Here is a 19081-nt window from a genome sequence, read left to right on the forward strand (position 1 = left end):
CCTGGCTCGACAAATGTCGGAGACTCTGGAAAAACTGCGAACGTAAATTACAGAACTCTTTTCAAATGTTTTCTCTTGCCTTTATTCGTCTGCTCTTAAATAGATGCTAAACAGATTCTCAGCTATCATACCTCCTCAAACGGAAATTCATCTCCGATGGAAATAATACCAGATTTACGTATAATAGTCAAGGAAAAACCCAATGGAGGTAGCCAAAAGCTGGAAGTACACCGCAAAGATAGCGGTCATTTTCCAGTGTTATGAAAATTTCCATATTGTGGAGATAAACTCTTTTATATAATTTTGTTCAAATATAAAATTTTCTGGTTTTATCGGAGCGTTTTTTTGGGGATATCCGTGTTTTTTTGAGTCAAAAGGACGGAAAATGCGATAAAATTAGGACATCTTAGGGCTTGTTTGAAAAATTTTATATGAAATATTTTGTGAGAACCGGCAAAACCTTGTGGAACAGCGCATTACGCCGCATTTCCTGACAACAGACCACCCCAATTACTACGAATTTACTACCAAGGGATGAGCTTTGATACGACGAAACACCGGGAAATGCGGACATACGGTACAGCGCCGCCCTTTGAACAGCCCCCTAAAATCACATATCGCCCGACTGGATAAGCCGTCTTTTCTGCATGGGAAAGACGGATTTTTCCATGCCCATACATAGCCGCCTGTTTCGCCGCAGGCGGCTAAATTCATGAAAGGAGGAACCCCCAAAATGGCGAAACCGAAAGTGATAAGCGTAGCAAATCAAAAGGGCGGAGTTGGCAAAAGCACCACTGTCTACAACCTGGGGGCCGGTCTTGCGCTGGACGGAAAGAAAGTCCTCATGCTGGATACTGACCCCCAGGGGGATTTGACCAAGATGCTGGGCCAGCGCAAACCCCATGACCTGCCCCTGACCCTTGCCAATGTCATGAGCGATGTGGTGTCCGGGAAAGAGCCGACCGGCCACCCGGAGATCATGCACCACCGTGAGGGCTTTGACTTCGTGCCGGGGAACCGCAGCCTGTCCGCCGTAGAAGTCAGCCTGGTGAACGTGATGAGCCGGGAAACGGTACTCCGGCAGTATGTGGACAGCGTAAAGCGGGACTATGATTATGTGCTGCTGGATTGCCGTCCCTCGCTGGGTATGCTGGTCATCAACGCCCTGTCCGCGTCGGACTATGTTCTTATCCCTGTCCAGGCGGACTATCTGGCGGCGGAGGACATGACGGAGCTGGTGGGCACGGTGCGGAGCATCCAGCGGCAGATCAACCCCAAGCTGAAGATCGGCGGCGTGTTCCTGACAATGGCGAATGAAACCAACTTCCGCAAGGATATTGTCGCCACCGTCAAATCGAACTTTGGGAAACACCTGCCCGTGATGGACGCGGTGATCCCGGCAACGGTGCGGCTGGCGGAGGTCAGCACGGCAGACAAGAGCATTTTCCAGCATGAACCCAGGGGGCGGGCGGCGGAAGCCTACCGCAGTCTGACAAAGGAGGTGTTGAAGATTGGCGAAAAGCAGCGCAGCCGGACTTCTGACCTCAGTCGATAGTATGTTCACCACCCAGGAGGAACGGGACAACGCCCAGCGCAGCTATGTGACCGACCTCCCCACCGCTGAAATCAACGACTTCCCCAACCACCCGTTCAAGGTGCGGATGGACGAGAGCATGACGGAGATGGTGGAAAGCGTGAAGGAGCGCGGTGTTCTTTCCCCAGTGCTGGTGCGGCCCATGCCGGATGGTAGCTATCAGATGGTGTCTGGCCACAGGCGTAAAACGCCACACCAAGGGGACAGTCTACCCTTTTGCGGCCCTGGCGCCTCCCACGCCCTCCCCCTCTCACACTCTCCCCCTCAAAACCTGCTGTACCTGCTGAAAAGAAAGACCCTGCCCATCCTTTTTCAGCCGGTAAAAACCTTTGAACCCGTGGAGCGCCACGGGCTTTTTTTGCGCCCAAAATCAACAATATGGAGGTAATTTATCTATGAAGCGGAAATCCCTGACCCACGCGGCTCGGCTGCTGTGCGTCCTGGCCCTGGCCTTGAGCATGACCACCGCCGCCTTTGCCGCCGACCCGCCTGAACCCGCCCAGCCGTCCCCCTGCTACCCCACCGCCGTCACCCGGAGCGAGGACGGCGGCGAGATCAGGAAGATGTACGACCTGGGGCCGGAGGACGACCCCGCTGGCATCCCCCGTTCCGACTTCGAGCAGGAGGGCTACCACTACACCCTCACCGACCTGCTGAAACAGGAACTCCCCGCCAAAGAGAGCCGCCAGCACACGGAAACGGTGTCCGTTCCCAGCCAGAGCAAGGACATGGGCGCGGTGCTGGCCCTTCTCCCGCAGACAAAGGAGTTCATCACCGAGGACGGCCTTGCCGGGACGCTGGCCCTGAAGCTGGATACAGTAAAGGTGGAGGTGGCCGGGTATGGCAGCTCCACCAAGAGCGTCACCGCCACCCGCACCTACCCCGGCCTTGCCGACCAGGACACGCAGTATATCCCCAAGTCCATCACCGACAACGGCCACTCCCTGACACTCCAGACCGTCAACTGGCAGACCGAGGGGGACGGCCACTTCACCGCCGTGGCCTCCTACTCCGGCTCCGCCACCAGCTCCTATGTGAAGGGCTACACCGTCACCGCCGACTATGCGGGCACCGTCAGCCGTATCAACCTGAATTAAATCCGCTATGTGGCGATTTTCGAGGGCACGGCCCTGGAACCCGCCCCTACCGAGGAACCCGGCGACACTTCCGACCCCGGCCTGACCGACCCCACCGCTCCCGTTGACCCCGCCGACCCCGCCGGCCAGGACGCTCCCACCGGCGAGAAGAACAGCGTCCTGCCCGTGGTGGCCGTTGGGTGCTGCTGGGCGGCGGCGTGTTCTACTTCATCAAACGCAGGAGGTAAACTACCATGAAGAAACTGACCATGCTTTTTTCCGTTCTGTGCCTGATGCTGGCCCTGACTGTCCCCGTCAGCGCCCTTGAGTACAACATCGACGGCCCCGGCGACCCGGAGTACGGCAAGTCCACTTCCATCGAGCCGGTGGTCACGGCTGACCGGGGCGAACTGCCCAACGTGGACGTGAGCAAGAACGCGGCCCTGATCCCGCCCACGTTCGGAAGCCCCACAGCCTACACCCTGAACACCGGCAACCCCCTGACCCCTAATCTGGCCCCCGGCTATATGTTGGGCGAGGGGGCCGTTATCAACGGCAATACCGGCGTCACCGTAGCCCCGCCCGACTTCAACACCATCCCCAGCGGCATCGTGTCCGGCAGCGGCACCAACACCGGGGGCACGGCTACCCCCACCCCCTCCACCGGCATCAGGTCGGTCACATCCGACCTCTACTACCAGGGCGGCTATCTGGCGACCCTGAAAATCCCCAGCCTGAATGTGAACGTCAAGGTCTACGAGGGTACGGGCAGCTCCGTCCTGGCGAAAGGGGCGGGCCACTTTGAGGACACCAGCATTTGGGACGGCAACTGCGCCATCGCCGGTCACAACCGGGGAACCAACTGCTACTTTGGCGACATCCACAACCTGAACGTGGGCGACACCATCACCCTGACCACCCGGCTGGGCACCCGCACCTACTCCGTCACCAGCGTGAACAAGATCAGCGAAACGGACAACTCCCTGCTGGCCCCCACCGCTGAAAACTGTGTGACCCTGTTTACCTGCGTCCGCAATCAGAGCGCCTACCGCTGGGCTGTCCGGGCCGTGGAGGTCTGACCCGTACCTGCTGAAAAGGTATTCGCACGTTGGACTGTTTGACCCCTTTGTGGTACTGTTGGGACAGCAAAACCCAAACATACACAACAGGAGGTCATTCATAATGAAAAACAGTCTGAACCGCTTGCTTGCCGGGATCGCCTGCACAGTCCTTGTTACCGGTCTGAGCGTCCCGGCCCACGCCGCAGAAGCCCAGCCGGAAGCCTACACCATCAGCGCCGCCCAATGGAGCCGGGAGGACTTCTCCCAGGACGCCAACCCGGACGTGTTCACCGCCGTCTATGACCGGGCGCTCTACAACACCATCCGGCAGACGATGGTGGATGGCACCAGCGATACCGCCCCCGCCTACACGATGGTGGGCGACAGCGAGTACAGCGCCGTGAAGAACCTGCTGGCCCGGATGGAGGGCGTTGTGCGGTACGAGCATCACGTCCCGGAGAATTTCACCAACTACTGGCAGCACCTGGACTACTTCGCCGTGTCCGCCGCCATGCCGGAGAACTACCAAGCGCCTTTTGACTTCGTCCAGCCCACCATCCAGGCCGCAGACGGGATGACCGACCGGGAGAAGGTGGAGTACCTGAACGACTACCTGTGTACCCTGCTGGCCTACAAAAAGGGCAAGACGGCGGGCGTGACCCGCACCTTTGCCCAGCACAGCGGGGAACTGCAAGCGGCCTGCGGCTCTTACGCTAGAGCGTTCAAGTTCCTGTGCGGGGCGGCTGGCATCTCCTGCTTCACCATCAGCACCAGCAATCACACCTGGAACATGGTCTATGTGGACGGCCAGTGGCTCCATGTGGACGTGTCCCTGAACGACCTGACGAGCAGCCATTCCATGCTGCTTCGGGAAACCTACCCCAACCATCCAGACCGAGCGCCGGAACAGACGGCTTTCCTGAAAGAGCTGTTCGTCCCCGGAAGCACCAAGTAAGACAACCGAACACCGCATCGGATAGGCAGACTGTGAGAGCAGCCTGCCTTTTCTTATGCCCGGAAAGAAAGGAGAAACCATGAAACACAAGCATTTCAACCGCCTGCTGTCCATGCTGCTGGTGGTGGCTACGCTGTTTGGCCTGATGGCCGTCCCCGCCAGCGCCGCCTCGCTGGGCGACAGCGGCACCGTTACCATCCAACAGGCCGGATACGGCAACTATCTGTCCAAGAAGAACGGCGGCACCATCGGCGGCGGCTACTGGAAGTACACCAGCAGACAGCACAACACCAATCTCAACTCTAACGGATCGGAATACTACGGCACATTCAAGGTCTGTCTCCCCGTGGACAATGTGCCCACCGAGGGCAGCTTCACCATCAAGGCCACGGGCGGCGTGGCGCAGTACAACTTGTTCCTGGCCTATAACCCCGCCGCGTCGGAACAGTCCTATATCATCTCCGACCCCGGCTATACCACACTGGAAGCTCAAATCCCCTTTAAGTGGAGCGGTACGGAGGAAACCGACACTGCCAGCCTGCAAGTTATCAAGGCCGGGGCGGGCGGCGCTCCCCTGGAGGGGGCCGAGTTTACCCTGACCGGCAGCGGCGGCACCACCGTCACCGGCACCACCGACCGCAGCGGCCAGATCGTGTGGCGTGACCTGCCCGCCGACGAAAAATTCACCCTGACGGAAACCGCCGCCCCCGCTGGGTATGTGCTGGATAAGACCCCTCACGGCATCCACATTGACCCGTATGACCCCGCCACCGAGGACGACCCCGTGCTGACCGTCACCAACTGGGCGCGGCCTCCTCTGCGTATTTTGAAGTACGACCTGAAAAGCAATTCCCCCATGCCTGACGTGACCTTTGAGGTCTGGCATGACGGCGACCTGTTCGGGGAGTACACCACCAACGCCAGCGGCGAGATTTTCCTCTATGACCTCGACCCCGGCACCTACCTTGTGAAAGAGGTAGCCACCGATGATGCCCATGTGGTGAACAGCACCCCCCAGCAGATCGAATTGAAGGCCGGTGAAACGCAGACGCGGGAGCTGGTCTTTTTCAATTCCCTGAAACCGGGCATCCATCTGGTGAAGGTGGACAGCGTAACCATGAAATCCCTGCCCAATGTCCGTTTTGAGTTCAAGCTGGTGGGCGGCTCCTACCGTCAGGAGTTCACCACCGACATTAACGGCGAGATCGACCTCTCCAAGCTGACCCCCGGCGCATACGAAGTGCGGGAGCTGGAGGCCCCGGACGGCTACCTGATTGATGATGCTGTTCGTGTCGTTCAAGTCAACCCGGACGAGAACGCCAACTTTGTGTTTACCAACACGCCCAAGCCCTCCCTGCGGCTTATCAAGACCAGTTCGGACGGCACCCGGCTGGGCGGCGTCCATTTCCGTATCGCCCGGATTGAGGACGGCACCCACTATCTTGACCGTATCACCGATGACAACGGCGGTGCGACACGTTCCTAACTGAAAAGGTTAGGCGTGGAGCCAAGAAAGAGAAGATTGAAAGGAGCTTCATAAGATGGTTTCATAGAACTAATCGTCCGACAGGTGGAATGAAGGGGTAACGCCCCCAAATGCCTGCTCTGATACTCCGAATGGCATGGATGCTTTCAGGGGCAGAAGTGTTATGAGCTCGGTGAAGTCGGCTGAGAGCGCGCCCTAAGGCCGCGGCAACGCGGTACAGGAACAGCGAACCAGAGGTGGTCGAGTGCGTGATAGGCCGGGAGTCCAAGAGTTGACCGGAGGCCAACTCTCAGTATCTATGGTTAGAATCCATTATGTTACAGCATGGTGGAGGCGTATTCTCGATTGTACGGGTCTAAATCCGGAATTGGTCGAAAGGCCAATCTCACCTGAGAGTGAGGTCTGTGGGGATGAGTAAAACTCGCCCGTTATGAAAGCCCCTGCACCGTTACAGGCGGTGGCAAGCAGACAGGCTTATAGAGAAGACCTAAGGGTACTGTTAAATTAGGATACATAAGCTCATCCACGCTACTGAATCCAACACCATACAGAAATACCTGGACAAGCTGAAAGACGTGAAACTGAACTTTGCCAAGCTGAACAAATTTCGCTCATTGGTTGGCAACTGTAAAATCGAATATAGGTAATGTTTGATGGGGCGCCGTGTGACGGGAAACTGTCGCGCACGGTGCTAAGCGGGGGAAAATCTGGAGATTACTTCAAAGGATTACCTATCGCAAAAAATCCGCATCACCGGCCTGACCCCCGGCAAGAGTGTGGTAGTGACGGAAACCCGCGCCCCCGCTGGCTTTATTCTGGACACGCAGAGCCAGACCGTCCAGATCAAAGAGGGCCGCACCGTCAGCCTGACCTTTAAGAACCAGCCTCGCGGGGCCATCATTATCCAGAAGCGGGACAGCGCCACCGGCCAGCCCCTCCCCGGCGCGGAGTTCCGCGTGACCACCGCCGCAGGCTGTGAGGTAGGGCTGGACGGCGTGATCGGCACATCCACGCTGACGCAGAACGGCATTTTTACCACCGACGCACAGGGGGAAATCAAGATCACCAAATCAACGCTGATGACAGAATATCAAAACTGTAGGCGGTGTGCGAGATAATCCTTCACTATGCGAGGCGGCTGTATCCGCCCACGTATAAAGCGTGATGAAGTCGTAACTTGACTGTCCTAAGTCCTTACGGATATGGAATATATAGTGCGGTCTTCCGAAGACTATGGCTACACGCAGAACATGCTATGCAGCATCGTAAGAGTTGACGGGCGTCCGAAAGGGCGAAAGATTGGGGAAGAATGTATTGCTGGTTTTTCAATGCGTTCCTGTATGGATGAAATGCCATGCAGAATACACAGCAACTGTGATTCAAAGTGTATTTGTCCCTACGGTGTAAGGTAGCGGCCTAAGGTCTTCAAGCAGTTAAATCTGCACAAGGATAGAGATTTAGGAACGTTTGAGAGCCTGTGTTGGAGCCATACAGGGCGGTGAAAGCACAGGAGGTCAGCAGTCCCATAGTAGTCTGAGACTGGAATAAGCCAGTTACATGGGCTGAAATGCCCACGGCGAAGGGGACTAGTCAGACCAATTTACAAATTTCACAAAACAAAAGAAAATATCAACCCCCTGAAATATGGGTGGCGAACTGCGAGGTGATAGCCTTGTGCATTTGAACGTCAGATTTTCAACAGAAGCGGAGATGAAGCAGACCTTAGATTTTCTCTATGCGAAATCGAAAGAGGGAATCGCTTTTACAGGTCTTGTAGAAGCTATGATAAATGAAGTGACCATAGTAACCGCAATCCATAACATTAAGTCGAACAAAGGCAGTATGTAATGACTGTTACCGAATGGTCAATAACGGCCCAATACCGCCGAATATAGACGAAAAGGTATTAAAGAAGATTCAGAAGTACAAAAATATGTGAAATTTGTAAGCACGATATGTACCGTGAGGGCATAGAGTGTTGAACCCCGATGGAGGCTAGTAAGTTGGTTTGATGGAACGCCGGGTGCGATGAAAGTTGCATGCCCGGTGTGGAGCGGGGGAAAAGGCGGAGATAACTTCAAGACCTTACCTATCGCTATTCGCCGCATTTTCTAAAATGCGGAATGTGGGCGGCATCAGCCAGACGGAGGCGCAGAAGTCCAGCGACCTGTATATGAAGTGCCGCTATCTGGACGAGCTGACCGGGGGCCGGGGCGTTATTTTTGCCACAGGCACTCCCATCTCCAACACGATGGTGGAGATGTATACCATGCAGAAGTATTTGCAGTACCATACGCTGGAACGGAACGGTCTGCTCAATTTTGACGCATGGGCATCTACCTTTGGAGAAACCGTCACCGCCATCGAGTTGGCCCCGGAGGGATATACTTTTTTCAGATGGAAAAAGTATATCCCTCTAAATTTATAACTACATATCGAAACGGAGGTGTAAAAAATGTCAAAAAAGGCAGGAAAAGCAAGAATTACGGCCCTTTACGAGCGTCTTTCAAGAGATGATGACCTTGTTGGGGAGTCAAATTCAATCACCAATCAAAAGAAATATCTGGAGGATTACGCCCGCAAAAATGGCTTCACAGCCATTCGCCATTTTACGGATGACGGTTATTCTGGAGTTAATTTCAACCGTCCTGGCTTCATGGAAATGATAGCCGAAGCGGAAGCCGGGAACATCGGCACAATTATCGTAAAGGACATGAGCAGATTTGGGAGAAATTACTTGCAAGTGGGATTTTATACGGAAATCCTGCTTCCTCAGAAAGATGTACGCTTCATTGCCATAAACAACGGTATTGACAGTAATAGCACCTCTGAGAACGATTTTGCCCCGTTTTTGAATATAATGAACGAATATTATGCCAAAGACACGAGCAATAAGATTCGGGCGGTATTCGATTCACGCATGAAAGACGGGAAGCGTTGTTCGGGCAGTATCCCCTATGGCTATAACCGGGTGGAGGGAGATAAGCAGACGCTTGTTGTTGACCCCGAAGCCGCCGAGGTGGTGCGGCATATCTTCCAGCTTGCCAACGAGGGCAAAAGCTCACGGGCAATCGCCGCCATACTGACCGAGGAGCAGGTCTTAATCCCTGCCGCACACGCAAAGGAAAAACATCCAGAGCAGTACCATGGGCAGAAATTTTCGGATAAATACCTTTGGTCGCTCTCGGCGGTTCAGAAGATATTGAACAGGCAGGAATATCTTGGACACACCGTCCTGCACAGGTCTGTTGTCACGAGCTTCAAGCTGCACAAGCGCAGGGAAACCGAGGAAGCGGAACAATATGTGTTTCCCAATACGCATGAAGCCATCATTTCGCAAGAACTGTGGGACAGCGTTCACCGCAGAATAAAGCGGGTAGAGCGGGCCTCCCCCTGGGGCAGTCAATATAACCGTCTGAGCGGCTACCTCTATTGCGCCGACTGCGGCAGGCGTATGACCTTGCAGACCCATCACAGTAAGAAAGACGGCTCCATCCGGCACTCTTTCCGCTGCGGCGGGTACGCCAGCCAGATCAACACCTGTACGGCCCACTCCATCAGCGCCAACAATGTGGAAGCCCTGCTCCTGTCTGCGGTCAAACGGCTTTCCAGGTTTGTCCTGCAAGACGAGGAAGCGTTTGCGGCGGAACTTCAATCCCTGTGGGCCGACAAGCAGGAAGCGAAGCCCCAGCAGAGCAAGCAGGAATTGAAGCGGTTGCAGACCCGATATGACGAGCTTTCCAGACTTGTGCGGGGGCTGTATGAAAACCTCATGTCCGGTCTGCTCCCTGAAAGGCAGTACAAGCAGCTTTCGGTGCAGTATGACAGAGAACAGGCAGACCTTGAAGCCAAAATGGACAAGCTGAAAGCCGCCGTTGCGGAGGAAAGGGCAAAGCCCCTTGATATTGAGCATTTCATTTCCCTGATACGGAAGTACAAAGACCCCGTTGAAGTGACCGATATGATGTTCTCCGAACTCGTTGACAAGATTGTTGTCTATGAAGCGGTGGGGACGGGAAAAGCCCGGACACAAAAGGTTGATATATACTTCAACTATGTCGGGAAAGTCGATATTGCCTACACCGAACAGGAATTAGAGGAAGCCAGGGCACAGGAGGAACAGGCTGAAAAAGAGAGGTTAGCCCGTCAGCGGGCCAGAGAAAAGGCGTATCGGGAGAAGCGCAAGGCGGCGAAGATTGCGGCAAACGGCGGCGTGTCTGTCCCCCCGAAGGTTTGCCCCCATTGCGGCAAGGAGTTTACCCCGGCAAGCAACAGGCAGATATTCTGCTCCGACGAGTGCTGTTATCAGGCAAGGCAGGATAAGAAAAAGGCTGAACGGGAAGCGGAGCGTGGAGAGCATTATTACCGCCAGCGCAAATGCGCTGTGTGCGGCAAGCTGTTCTGGCCTACGCATAGCCAGCAGACGCTTTGCTCCGATAAATGCCGCAAAGAGAAGCACAATCAAGTTACCTTGAAAGCCTATCACGATAAAAAAGCAAAGGAGAACGCACAATGGAACGCTTCATCAAAGACGAAAGAACAGGTATCAGCTACGAGCTTATCGGGGACTATTATTACCCCTGCCTTACCTCCCCGGCCAGCCCGAACATCGGCAGGTATGGCAGAATGAGATGGAGGTATCTGAAAGAGCACAGGCAGGTGTTTTATTCTCAGCTTGTACTGTCTGATAAGCTGGCAAGCTACCTTGAGGAAATCGACCAGTCCGCAAGCGAGATGATGGAACGGCTTATAAAGGACATGGCGGAGCGACAGGGCGTGACGGAACGGCTGAAAGCCGAAAATCAACTGCGCTGGGTGGGAATGATGAACAATATCCGCTCTGCCGCCGAGGAAGTGGTCTTGAATAATTTGATTTACGCATAAGGCAAAAAGGAAGCTGTCATCGGGAGGTGGCAGCTTCCTTTTTCAGGAAGTAATCAAGAAGTCATTAAGTTCCCTGTGTAATGGAAGAAATCAAAATCAAGAGCGGCCCGATAAACTGGAATTTGACAGAATCATTATCAAAAATAAATTTTCAGCATTTCCGCACAGTATCTATCCAAACAAATATACGTTCATCTGTTTGTTTCCCAATCACACCACCATTTGCAAATGCTACTGCCTTTGATGCAGCATTGTCCAACTGAATTGTAACAAGTACTCTATCAATTCCAAGACAGCTGGCTTCCTCAAGTAAAAGCTCAAGAATTTTCTTTCCATATCCTTTCCCACGGTACTTAGGAGCTATTCCATACCCTATATGCCCCCCCGCTTCACGAAGCGCATCTGTGAGAAAATGCCTGATAGAGCCAAAACCAACTGGCCTCTCATCTGCATAAAGCCAATATGTAGTAGACGGCACTTTCCAACCGTCTTTAAGTCCAATCTGCTCGGAATCTGCATATTTTCTCTTCAACCAGTCTTTATATTCCTCAAATGATAACCCGTTAGCATTGTTCATTAACCCGTTCTCTTCTTTGGGAATTTCTTGTAACATTACATATACATCCATTCCATCATCTACTGATAATCTCCTAAGCTCTATCATTTTTATTGTCTCCCCTCAAATTCCGATTTGTCGAATTACTACGAATATAGTATACCACCAACCCAAGCGGAATTCAACCCCCATTAAAGCATTCATCTGAGCCAGAGAAAAGCACCGTAGGGATAGGGTGCTTTTCTGTTGCCCAGGGCAGCAAAATCAATCGAAAGGAGGTCACACAATGACCGCAAACGGAAGCAACAACACGGTTACTTTGGAGATTATCAGGGCGAGCGAGGTCACGCCCAGGGAGGTGAAATGGCTGTGGTATCCCTATATCCCATTCGGGAAGATAACCCTGCTCCAAGGCGATCCGGGCGATGGCAAGAGCAAATTCATGCTTGCGCTGTCCGCCCTGCTGACTGATGGGAAGCCCCTGCCTTTCCAAGAGGCAGAGGAAGCAAGCGGGCCAATGACGGTGATTTACCAGACCACGGAGGATGACGCAGACGATACGGTTGTACCGAGGTTTATCGCTTCCGGCGGCAATAGGGACAACCTTATCTTCATCAAGGAGAATGAAAAGCACCTGACCTTTGGAGATGACCGACTGCAACAGGCAATCGAAAGGTACAATGTCAAGCTGCTCATTCTTGACCCGTTGAGTTCGTATATCGGGGAAGATTGTTCCATGAACGACGCCAACAAAACGAGAACGGAACTAAACCACCTTATCAAAATCGGACAGGAAACGGGCTGTGCAATCGTTGTTGTGGCGCACATGAACAAGAACAGGGATACCTCCCCGCTGTACCGAACCAACGGCTCAATCGACATTGCCGCCGCCGCAAGAAGTATTCTGGCGGTGGCAAGGACGCAGAACAAGGAGAACCTTTCGGAGCGGTATATGGTACAGGTAAAGTCCAATCTTGCCCCGACTGGCAACGCCATTGTCTTTGAAGTGACTGACAAGGGCGTGAACTTCCACGATGAAATAGAACTGACAGCGGACGAAGCATTTTCCCTTTTTGCCCCGAAGCTGGGCAGGCCGAGCGAAAAGGTAGATGGTGCGGTTGCGTTTCTGAAAGAGCTTCTTTCAGACGGCAGGCCGCAGCTTGCTACCGAGTGCGAAACAAAACTTGAAGCCGCAGGCTTCAAGAAATCGACCATCAAAAAGGCCAAGAAGAAAGCCGGCGTTCACTCGGTGAAGGAGGGCTTTCTGTGGTACTGGGCTTTGACGGTGGGCGAAAAACCGAAAGAGGAACGGCAGGCAGTCATGGCAGATGACGGCCTGCCTTTTTGATTGAGGTTTTAAGGGAGGTCAAGGGGGGAAAGCCCTTGCCCACGACATCTTTGCGGCGAAGCCGAAAGTGTCATAGTGGGTTACACACATTCGCAGAATGTTGTGTAACGGCGCTCCCCCGCCACCTCTCAGGAAGGAGGAAACGATGGCAAAAGAACAAAGGCCCGATATGAGTTGTGCCCGTGTGAAGCAGCACAAGTCCTCAGACATTGGGGCGGCAGAACGGCACAATGAGAGGAAGAACGAAAGCTACGACAACATCAATGTCGTAACGGAGCGGATACCCCTCAATGTTCATTTTCGTGACCCCGGCGGGAAGTCCTATATGGAAATCCTGCGGGAGATGGAAGGGGACGGTGCAATCAGCCTGCGGGGGCTGCGGCAGGACGCTACCCTTTTTGACGAGATTATCATTGATGTGAACACGATGTACTTTGAGCGGAAAGGCGGCTATGACTACGCCAAGGAGTCCTACGCCGAAGCGGTGCGCTTTCTGGAAGATAAGTTCGGTGCTGAGAATGTCATCTCCGCTGTCATGCACGCCGATGAAATCAACAGGGCGGCAAGTGACGAGCTGGGAAAAGATGTGTACCACTATCACCTCCATGCCGTTGTCCTGCCTGTGGTCGAGAAAGAAATCCTGTGGAGCAAGCGGTGTAAAGACCCCGCCCTCCGAGGAACGGTGAAAGAGGTTATCCATCAGATCAGCCACTCCAAGAAATGGGCTTCAGATATTCCCCTCACCGATGAATACGGTAGGGCAATCCTGCGGAAGAACGGCAAGCCGAAGTACCGGGCGTCATACAGCGTCCTGCAAGATGAATTGTTCGAGCATATGCGGGAGCATGGCTTTACCGACTTCCAGCGTGGCGAGCGTGGCAGCACTTCCGAAAATCTGAGTTCGCTCCAATATCAGATTAAAAAAGATACCAAACGGCTCTCCAATCTTCAAGAGAAGATTGCAAGGGAGCAGACCAAGTACCAGGCGGCCCACGAGGTCAGCATGACCCTCAGCGACATTGACAGCATGGGCCAAAAGACCATCACGGGAAAGGTCGCTATCACCAAAGAGGACTACTCCCAGCTTACCTCGCTGGCGAAGGAGGGCATTACCAGCCGAAACGAGATTCACAATTTGAGAGAAAACGCCCGCTATTACCGCCAGCAGTATTCCAGGGCTTCATCGGCGCTGGAGAAGGCGCAGGAACGGTATGACGCTCTGAAAGAGAAGTGCCAGCCGTTTCTGGACGCTATGGAGCACTTCCCCGACCTTGTGCGGGCGTTTGTCAGCAAGGTCAGGGAGTTGTTCAGCGTCAAGGAAGCGCAGGAGCGGAGAGAAAAGGAGGAAGCGGAGCGCAGGCGGCAGGCCGAGCGTGAAGCGAGAAAACAGAAGAACAGGAGCAAGGGTTGGGAGAGGTAGCCGCTTTGACTACACTCCCGACTTTTTGACTTCTTCACCTGTTCTAAACTGAACGCCCAGGCGTCGAAACCGGGCTTTCGCTGTCGGAAGCCCACGATTTTTTGAAAGGAGCACTATGGAAAATCAATATTCTATTCGCATAGGAAACACCAATTTTATTGTCAGCGTGAAGCCATCGGAAACGGCGAAAAAGCCCATGGATACAGCGTTTCGCGGCCTTTGTGTCCACGAGGTTTTAGGCGACTGTTTTGCTTCTGACAGGTTCAATTTAGAGGAAATCAAAAAATCCTCTTGACAAACCGGCCCCGGAGGGCACCGGCTACCGGGCCAAAACCCGGTTCTCCCGGTTCTACAACCTCCCGGAACTCATGTCCATGTTCAAAGAAGTGGCGGACATCCAGACGGCGGATATGCTCAACCTCCCCGTACCCAAGGCCAACTACCACAACATCGTACTGAAACCCTCGGAACAGCAGAAGCAGATGGTGGCGGCGCTGGGGAAACGGGCCGAGCGTGTCCGCAATAAGATGGTAGACAGCACCGTGGACAATATGCTGCTCATTACCAACGATGGGCGCAAACTGGCCCTTGACCAGCGGCTGCTTAACTCCATGCTCCCGGACAGCGACACCGGCAAAGTGAGCGCCTGCGCTGAGAACGTCTTTGAAAAGTGGTTCTATACGGCTGACAAGCGTTCCACTCAAATGGTGTTTTGCGACCTGTCTACCCCCAAGGGGAACGGCGAGTTTAACGTCTATGACGACCTCCGGGATAAACTGATCGCCAAGGGCATTCCTCCTGAACAAATAGCTTATGTCCACTCCGCTAATACGGAGGTGCAGAAGAAAGAGTTGTTCGGCAAGGTGCGCTCCGGGCAGGTGCGGGTGTTGATCGGCTCTACGCAGAAGATGGGGGCGGGCACCAACGTACAGCACAAATTGATTTCGCTTCACCATTTGGATTGTCCGTGGCGACCCTCTGATGTAGGACGGATTTTGCGGACATTCAAAATGAAAAAGAATGTGAGGTAGCAGACAATGGCAAAGACGATTTTTGAGGAATTGGGTGGCAAATGCGCGCGGCAAGGAGATTACTTAATCCCGTGTTTGACTGTACCCACCGAAGAAGAACAGCCGATAGGCACTTGGGGGCAGCGGCATTTGGATTATCTGAAGCAGTACCGTAAGGTTACATACATCAATCTTCTCACAAGCGGCAGGCTCATCACCTACCTTGCCGATATTGACAGGCAGGCGCAGGAACGCTTTGAAAGGCTCATAGAGGGCATGAAACAGTCACAGGGCATAACGGAACAGCTAAAGGAAGAAAATGCCTTAGAATGGACAGGGCGGCTCAACAACATAAGGGCGTGTGCGAGGGAGATTGTGAACGAGGAAATTGTAAATGTATAGTAAACTGGTGGCAGGGTGTAAAAGCCCTGTCGCTTTTCTTGTCGGGAGACTATTATTAAATTTGCTTAGTTGATAGAGTTTGTTTGAAGATTTATAATTAATACATAGGTAGCTTGTAACTTTGGGGGGGAAGGGCAAGTTCTGGACATATGCTTGAAATTATCAGATTACAACAGGCTATACTTTTGGTAGAATCCTATAAAAAGCATTTTTTATACTTCTCTACCGTTGGTAGGTGTTCATTTTATGCTGAATTTGTATAATAAATTGTTGGAAGGAGGATTTGTAATGAATCAAATAAAGATAGGTGCATTCATTTCTGATTGCCGTAAGGCAAAAGGATGGACACAAAATCAACTGGGGGAAAAATTGGGAATTACAGATAAAGCCGTATCAAAATGGGAAACAGGTAGGTCTATGCCAGACTTATCTTTGTTTATGCCTTTATGCAATCTTTTGGAGATTACATTAAATGAATTATTAGCAGGAGAACATATTTCAGAAGAAAATCTGAAAGAAAAAACAGAGGAGATACTTTTGGAAGTCATCACAAATTGGCTAGGGAATGACAAATGGGAATTAAGAGAGGACGGCATTGAAGCTAAGAATGCATTAGAAGTGCGGGATGTTTCAAAAATTTATAACACAGAAAATGCATCGACTTTAGCCGTAGATAGTGTCAGCTTTCAAATTCCGTATGGGAGTTTTGTAGGTATTATGGGAGCATCTGGTTCTGGAAAAACAACTCTGCTAAATCTAATTGCAACGATAGATACTCCGACAAATGGAACGATAGAAATTAATGGACAGGATATTGTAGATTTATCTGAAATAGGTAAAGCAAAGTTTCGGAGGGAACATTTGGGGTTTGTTTTTCAAGAATATAATTTACTTGAAACATTGACAATTTATGAAAATATCGCTTTAGCTTTGACAGTAAAGGAAATCCCAAAGAATAAGATTAAACAAATTGTCCTTAATTTATCGGAAAGACTTGATATATCCGCTATATTGAATAAATTTCCTTATGAGGTATCGGGTGGTCAAAGACAACGATGTGCCTGTGCAAGGGCAGTTTCAGTAAATCCAGACATAATACTTGCAGATGAGCCAACAGGAGCTTTAGATTCCAATGCTGCCAAACAACTCCTGGATACTTTTACTATGCTCCGTAATGATTATGGGGCAACAATTTTAATGGTTACACATGATGTCCTGTCAGCCAGTTACTGCGACCAAATATTGTTTATGAAAGATGGAAAGATAAAAACAGTGCTGAATCGGAAGCAAGAAAGCAAGCAAGCTTTTTTCACAAGTATTTTAGAAAAAATGGCATGGATTGCGGGGGATGAAAATAATGTACTTTAAACTATCAATTCGTAATGCAAAGCGTTCTATCGTAAATTATCTTTTATATATTACGACAATGACAATTTTATTATCAATTATGGAAGTATCCAACTGTATTGCCATTGTAGGGAAACAAGTTGGTTTCCAAACAATTTCTTTACCGATTTTAATAACTTTACTTTTGGTAATATTGGTCGGATACATTGATTCCTTCATGTTGAAACAACGAGCAAAAGAGTTTGCCAACTACTTACTGTTGGGAATGGAAAAAAGAAAATTGTCTTTTATGTTTCTGTGTGAATTTCTAATAATAGGGATTGCTTGCTTTATAGCAGGGGTGTTGATTGGATTTGGTATATATGCCGCACTTTGTATTGCAGTGTTGCATAAAGAAAATGAAATGAATATATCACTTTTTGGATGGAGTATATTACAGACATTTTTCTATTTTTGTTTGGTTGAATGTCTTGGCGCATTTCGTAAAAAGAATATTATTGATAAATTGCAAATAAGGGAATTGATTTGCGAAAAAGACCGTAATCAAAAAGTCAGTAACAGTAATACCTATAAGAGATGGGGAATCGTCTTTATTATTGATTTAGTATGCTTAATAGGACTTTTATGTGCGATAGTTTTTTTGCCCAAATATATTGCTTTCCCAATTTTATCTATTATTGCAATTCCTTTATTGAGTTCTATTTTTATTTTTTACAAATGGTTATTTGGGTATTTATATGCAATAAGGCAGGAACAGCCCAATTCTCTATATCATAAAAATCGACTTTATATGATTGGGCAAATAACATCGAGTTTAAAAACAAGTGCTATTATTAATATTATTTTGTGCATATGCTTATTGTTTTCAGCGATGTCTTTCTCTTGCGGGGTAATTATGCTTCAACCGAGTATTCATTTATTTGATACGGATAGTCAACAATGGATGGGAGTTTTGCAAATAAGCCTTTGTCTTATTTTTATTGTTATATATTTTTCAGTTTTGTCTTTGCAGCAGATTGTAGAATTAAAACGGGAATCAATAGGCATTAAGGTATTGTTTTATATCGGGAAAAGCAATAAACAAATAAAGGAATTAGTAAAAAAACAGATTGCAAGCAAATTGCTTATGCCGATGTTTATGACACTTTTGGTTTTGCTTTTCAGTATTCCATTGGTAAATCTGAAATTAAATTTGCTATTGCCTATTGTCATGCACAATATTCTTTTGAGGGCTGTTTTCTGTTTTGCAATATGTTTCCTGCTTTTTTATGTTTGCTATTTTTTTGTGGTGTATACCATAAGTAAACAATATGTGGGAATTGTTAATGATAGAAAACCCTGTTGAAAAAATACAGTTTTTTATAAAGGAGTTTGAAAAGATGAAAAATAGATGGATTATGTGTCCTTTTTGTAAAGGTAAAACCCGAATAAAAATAAGAGAAGATACAGAATTATATGAATTTCCGCTTTTTTGTCCAAAATGTAAGCGGGAGCAGATTATTAATGTTCAGCAGTTAAAAGTAACAGTTATCACAGAGCCAGACGCATAGACGCAGAGCCGATGAACTTGTGCAATAAAATCACAGTTCGTTGGCTCTATTTTATTTCATAAGGTTTTAAGGCAAACGCCCACCAAATAAAAAAAACGAGGTTCGGTGGGCGGTATTGCTATGCCCGAAAAGACTTAACAGACACTCTCCAGACCTGTTTTAAAGTTTGGAGGGATTTTTTATGTCCTTTTTTCGGGCGGTTATCCATCTGCTCATGCAACGCAGAGTTAATCTATACATAGCATATCGGGGAATGGCAGGAAGCCAGTTAAAAAAATTCCTGTTTATGCAACGCTACTTCTCACCATGAAACCAGAAGTAGAATCTCCACTTAACAGAATATATATCTCCTATAACCGTAGAGGTCACAGAGCCTTTGCGGTTTTTCTTTT

General features: G+C 50.4%; 16 protein-coding genes and 5 pseudogenes. 20 read left to right on the forward strand and 1 reads right to left on the reverse strand.

Annotated elements, in window-relative coordinates; genetic code table 11:
- The 12 genes and pseudogenes from U8U68_RS17965 to U8U68_RS18020 form a co-directional block, all read left to right on the forward strand.
- Nucleotides 1-110, forward strand: a pseudogene (locus tag U8U68_RS17965) (IS5/IS1182 family transposase); the annotation flags it as partial.
- Nucleotides 111-733: 623 nt separating this feature from the next.
- Nucleotides 734-1555, forward strand: a complete 822-nt coding sequence (locus tag U8U68_RS17970) for a ParA family protein (RefSeq protein WP_322203299.1) — start codon at nucleotides 734-736, stop codon at nucleotides 1553-1555.
- Nucleotides 1512-1982, forward strand: a complete 471-nt coding sequence (locus U8U68_RS17975; protein WP_322203301.1) for a ParB N-terminal domain-containing protein — start codon at nucleotides 1512-1514, stop codon at nucleotides 1980-1982. Before U8U68_RS17970 ends, U8U68_RS17975 begins: the two co-directional genes overlap by 44 nt.
- Before the next feature lie 7 nt (nucleotides 1983-1989).
- A complete protein-coding gene (locus U8U68_RS17980; protein ID WP_367575852.1) occupies nucleotides 1990-2691 on the forward strand; it encodes a cell wall anchor protein in 702 nt (233 codons plus the stop codon).
- A gap of 9 nt (nucleotides 2692-2700) precedes the next feature.
- On the forward strand, nucleotides 2701-2928 hold the full coding sequence (locus U8U68_RS17985; protein WP_322203303.1) for a hypothetical protein: 228 nt from the start codon (nucleotides 2701-2703) through the stop codon (nucleotides 2926-2928).
- Nucleotides 2925-3749 carry a sortase gene (locus tag U8U68_RS17990; protein WP_322203305.1) on the forward strand — a complete coding sequence of 275 codons (825 nt, stop codon included), beginning with the start codon at nucleotides 2925-2927 and terminating at the stop codon, nucleotides 3747-3749. Before U8U68_RS17985 ends, U8U68_RS17990 begins: the two co-directional genes overlap by 4 nt.
- 103 nt (nucleotides 3750-3852) lie before the next feature.
- Nucleotides 3853-4686, forward strand: a complete 834-nt coding sequence (locus U8U68_RS17995) for a transglutaminase domain-containing protein (RefSeq protein ID WP_322203307.1) — start codon at nucleotides 3853-3855, stop codon at nucleotides 4684-4686.
- A 79-nt stretch (nucleotides 4687-4765) separates the two neighbouring features.
- Nucleotides 4766-6172, forward strand: a complete 1407-nt coding sequence (locus U8U68_RS18000; RefSeq protein ID WP_322203309.1) for an MSCRAMM family protein — start codon at nucleotides 4766-4768, stop codon at nucleotides 6170-6172.
- A 740-nt stretch (nucleotides 6173-6912) separates the two neighbouring features.
- Nucleotides 6913-7239 (forward strand): annotated as a pseudogene (locus U8U68_RS18005) (MSCRAMM family protein); the annotation flags it as partial.
- 1040 nt (nucleotides 7240-8279) lie between these two features.
- Nucleotides 8280-8555: pseudogene (locus tag U8U68_RS18010) on the forward strand (helicase-like domain-containing protein); the annotation flags it as partial.
- A gap of 72 nt (nucleotides 8556-8627) precedes the next feature.
- Complete coding sequence (locus U8U68_RS18015; RefSeq protein WP_322203313.1) at nucleotides 8628-10802, forward strand: recombinase family protein; 2175 nt, start codon at nucleotides 8628-8630, stop codon at nucleotides 10800-10802.
- Entirely contained in the window at nucleotides 10685-11056 is a 372-nt protein-coding gene (locus tag U8U68_RS18020; RefSeq protein ID WP_322203315.1) for a TnpV protein, read from the forward strand. Before U8U68_RS18015 ends, U8U68_RS18020 begins: the two co-directional genes overlap by 118 nt.
- A 151-nt stretch (nucleotides 11057-11207) precedes the next feature.
- Here the strand turns inward: U8U68_RS18020 and U8U68_RS18025 are convergent, their stop codons facing one another.
- On the reverse strand, nucleotides 11208-11720 hold the full coding sequence (locus U8U68_RS18025; RefSeq protein ID WP_322203316.1) for a GNAT family N-acetyltransferase: 513 nt from the start codon (nucleotides 11718-11720) through the stop codon (nucleotides 11208-11210).
- A gap of 178 nt (nucleotides 11721-11898) precedes the next feature.
- Here U8U68_RS18025 and U8U68_RS18030 point away from each other — a divergent pair, with 178 nt between their 5' ends.
- The 8 genes and pseudogenes from U8U68_RS18030 to U8U68_RS18060 all read left to right on the forward strand — a co-directional run bounded on the left by U8U68_RS18030 (nucleotide 11899) and on the right by U8U68_RS18060 (nucleotide 18689).
- The gene (locus tag U8U68_RS18030; RefSeq protein WP_322203318.1) at nucleotides 11899-12960 is read left to right on the forward strand and encodes an AAA family ATPase; all 1062 of its coding nucleotides are present in this window, start codon (nucleotides 11899-11901) and stop codon (nucleotides 12958-12960) included.
- Between the two features lie 145 nt (nucleotides 12961-13105).
- Nucleotides 13106-14380, forward strand: a complete 1275-nt coding sequence (locus U8U68_RS18035; protein ID WP_322203321.1) for a plasmid recombination protein — start codon at nucleotides 13106-13108, stop codon at nucleotides 14378-14380.
- 302 nt (nucleotides 14381-14682) lie between these two features.
- Nucleotides 14683-15381: pseudogene (locus tag U8U68_RS18040) on the forward strand (hypothetical protein); the annotation flags it as partial.
- Between the two features lie 36 nt (nucleotides 15382-15417).
- Nucleotides 15418-15792 (forward strand): TnpV protein, encoded by a 375-nt coding sequence (locus tag U8U68_RS18045; RefSeq protein ID WP_322203323.1) that lies wholly within the window; start codon nucleotides 15418-15420, stop codon nucleotides 15790-15792.
- A gap of 288 nt (nucleotides 15793-16080) precedes the next feature.
- Nucleotides 16081-16272, forward strand: a pseudogene (locus U8U68_RS22710) (helix-turn-helix domain-containing protein); the annotation flags it as partial.
- A 114-nt stretch (nucleotides 16273-16386) separates the two neighbouring features.
- A complete protein-coding gene (locus U8U68_RS18050; protein WP_437124448.1) occupies nucleotides 16387-17160 on the forward strand; it encodes an ABC transporter ATP-binding protein in 774 nt (257 codons plus the stop codon).
- A complete protein-coding gene (locus tag U8U68_RS18055) occupies nucleotides 17150-18484 on the forward strand; it encodes an FtsX-like permease family protein (protein WP_322203327.1) in 1335 nt (444 codons plus the stop codon). Before U8U68_RS18050 ends, U8U68_RS18055 begins: the two co-directional genes overlap by 11 nt.
- Nucleotides 18485-18518: 34 nt before the next feature.
- The gene (locus tag U8U68_RS18060) at nucleotides 18519-18689 is read left to right on the forward strand and encodes a cysteine-rich KTR domain-containing protein (RefSeq protein WP_322203329.1); all 171 of its coding nucleotides are present in this window, start codon (nucleotides 18519-18521) and stop codon (nucleotides 18687-18689) included.
- The last annotated feature ends 392 nt before the right edge of the window (nucleotides 18690-19081 follow it).

Origin of the sequence: Acutalibacter intestini, assembly GCF_034334985.1 — a bacterium.
Taxonomy (GTDB): domain Bacteria; phylum Bacillota; class Clostridia; order Oscillospirales; family Acutalibacteraceae; genus Acutalibacter; species Acutalibacter intestini.

Bases quoted from the DNA above. Each gene is read 5' to 3' on its own strand.
- U8U68_RS17970 (WP_322203299.1), top strand. From the start codon at position 734: ATGGCGAAACCGAAAGTGATAAGCGTAGCAAATCAAAAGGGCGGAGTT.
- U8U68_RS17980 (WP_367575852.1), top strand. From the start codon at position 1,990: ATGAAGCGGAAATCCCTGACCCACGCGGCTCGGCTGCTGTGCGTCCTG.
- U8U68_RS17990 (WP_322203305.1), top strand. From the start codon at position 2,925: ATGAAGAAACTGACCATGCTTTTTTCCGTTCTGTGCCTGATGCTGGCC.
- U8U68_RS17995 (WP_322203307.1), top strand. From the start codon at position 3,853: ATGAAAAACAGTCTGAACCGCTTGCTTGCCGGGATCGCCTGCACAGTC.
- U8U68_RS18000 (WP_322203309.1), top strand. From the start codon at position 4,766: ATGAAACACAAGCATTTCAACCGCCTGCTGTCCATGCTGCTGGTGGTG.
- U8U68_RS18015 (WP_322203313.1), top strand. From the start codon at position 8,628: ATGTCAAAAAAGGCAGGAAAAGCAAGAATTACGGCCCTTTACGAGCGT.
- U8U68_RS18020 (WP_322203315.1), top strand. From the start codon at position 10,685: ATGGAACGCTTCATCAAAGACGAAAGAACAGGTATCAGCTACGAGCTT.
- U8U68_RS18025 (WP_322203316.1), bottom strand. From the start codon at position 11,720: ATGATAGAGCTTAGGAGATTATCAGTAGATGATGGAATGGATGTATAT.
- U8U68_RS18030 (WP_322203318.1), top strand. From the start codon at position 11,899: ATGACCGCAAACGGAAGCAACAACACGGTTACTTTGGAGATTATCAGG.
- U8U68_RS18035 (WP_322203321.1), top strand. From the start codon at position 13,106: ATGGCAAAAGAACAAAGGCCCGATATGAGTTGTGCCCGTGTGAAGCAG.
- U8U68_RS18045 (WP_322203323.1), top strand. From the start codon at position 15,418: ATGGCAAAGACGATTTTTGAGGAATTGGGTGGCAAATGCGCGCGGCAA.
- U8U68_RS18055 (WP_322203327.1), top strand. From the start codon at position 17,150: ATGTACTTTAAACTATCAATTCGTAATGCAAAGCGTTCTATCGTAAAT.
- U8U68_RS18060 (WP_322203329.1), top strand. From the start codon at position 18,519: ATGAAAAATAGATGGATTATGTGTCCTTTTTGTAAAGGTAAAACCCGA.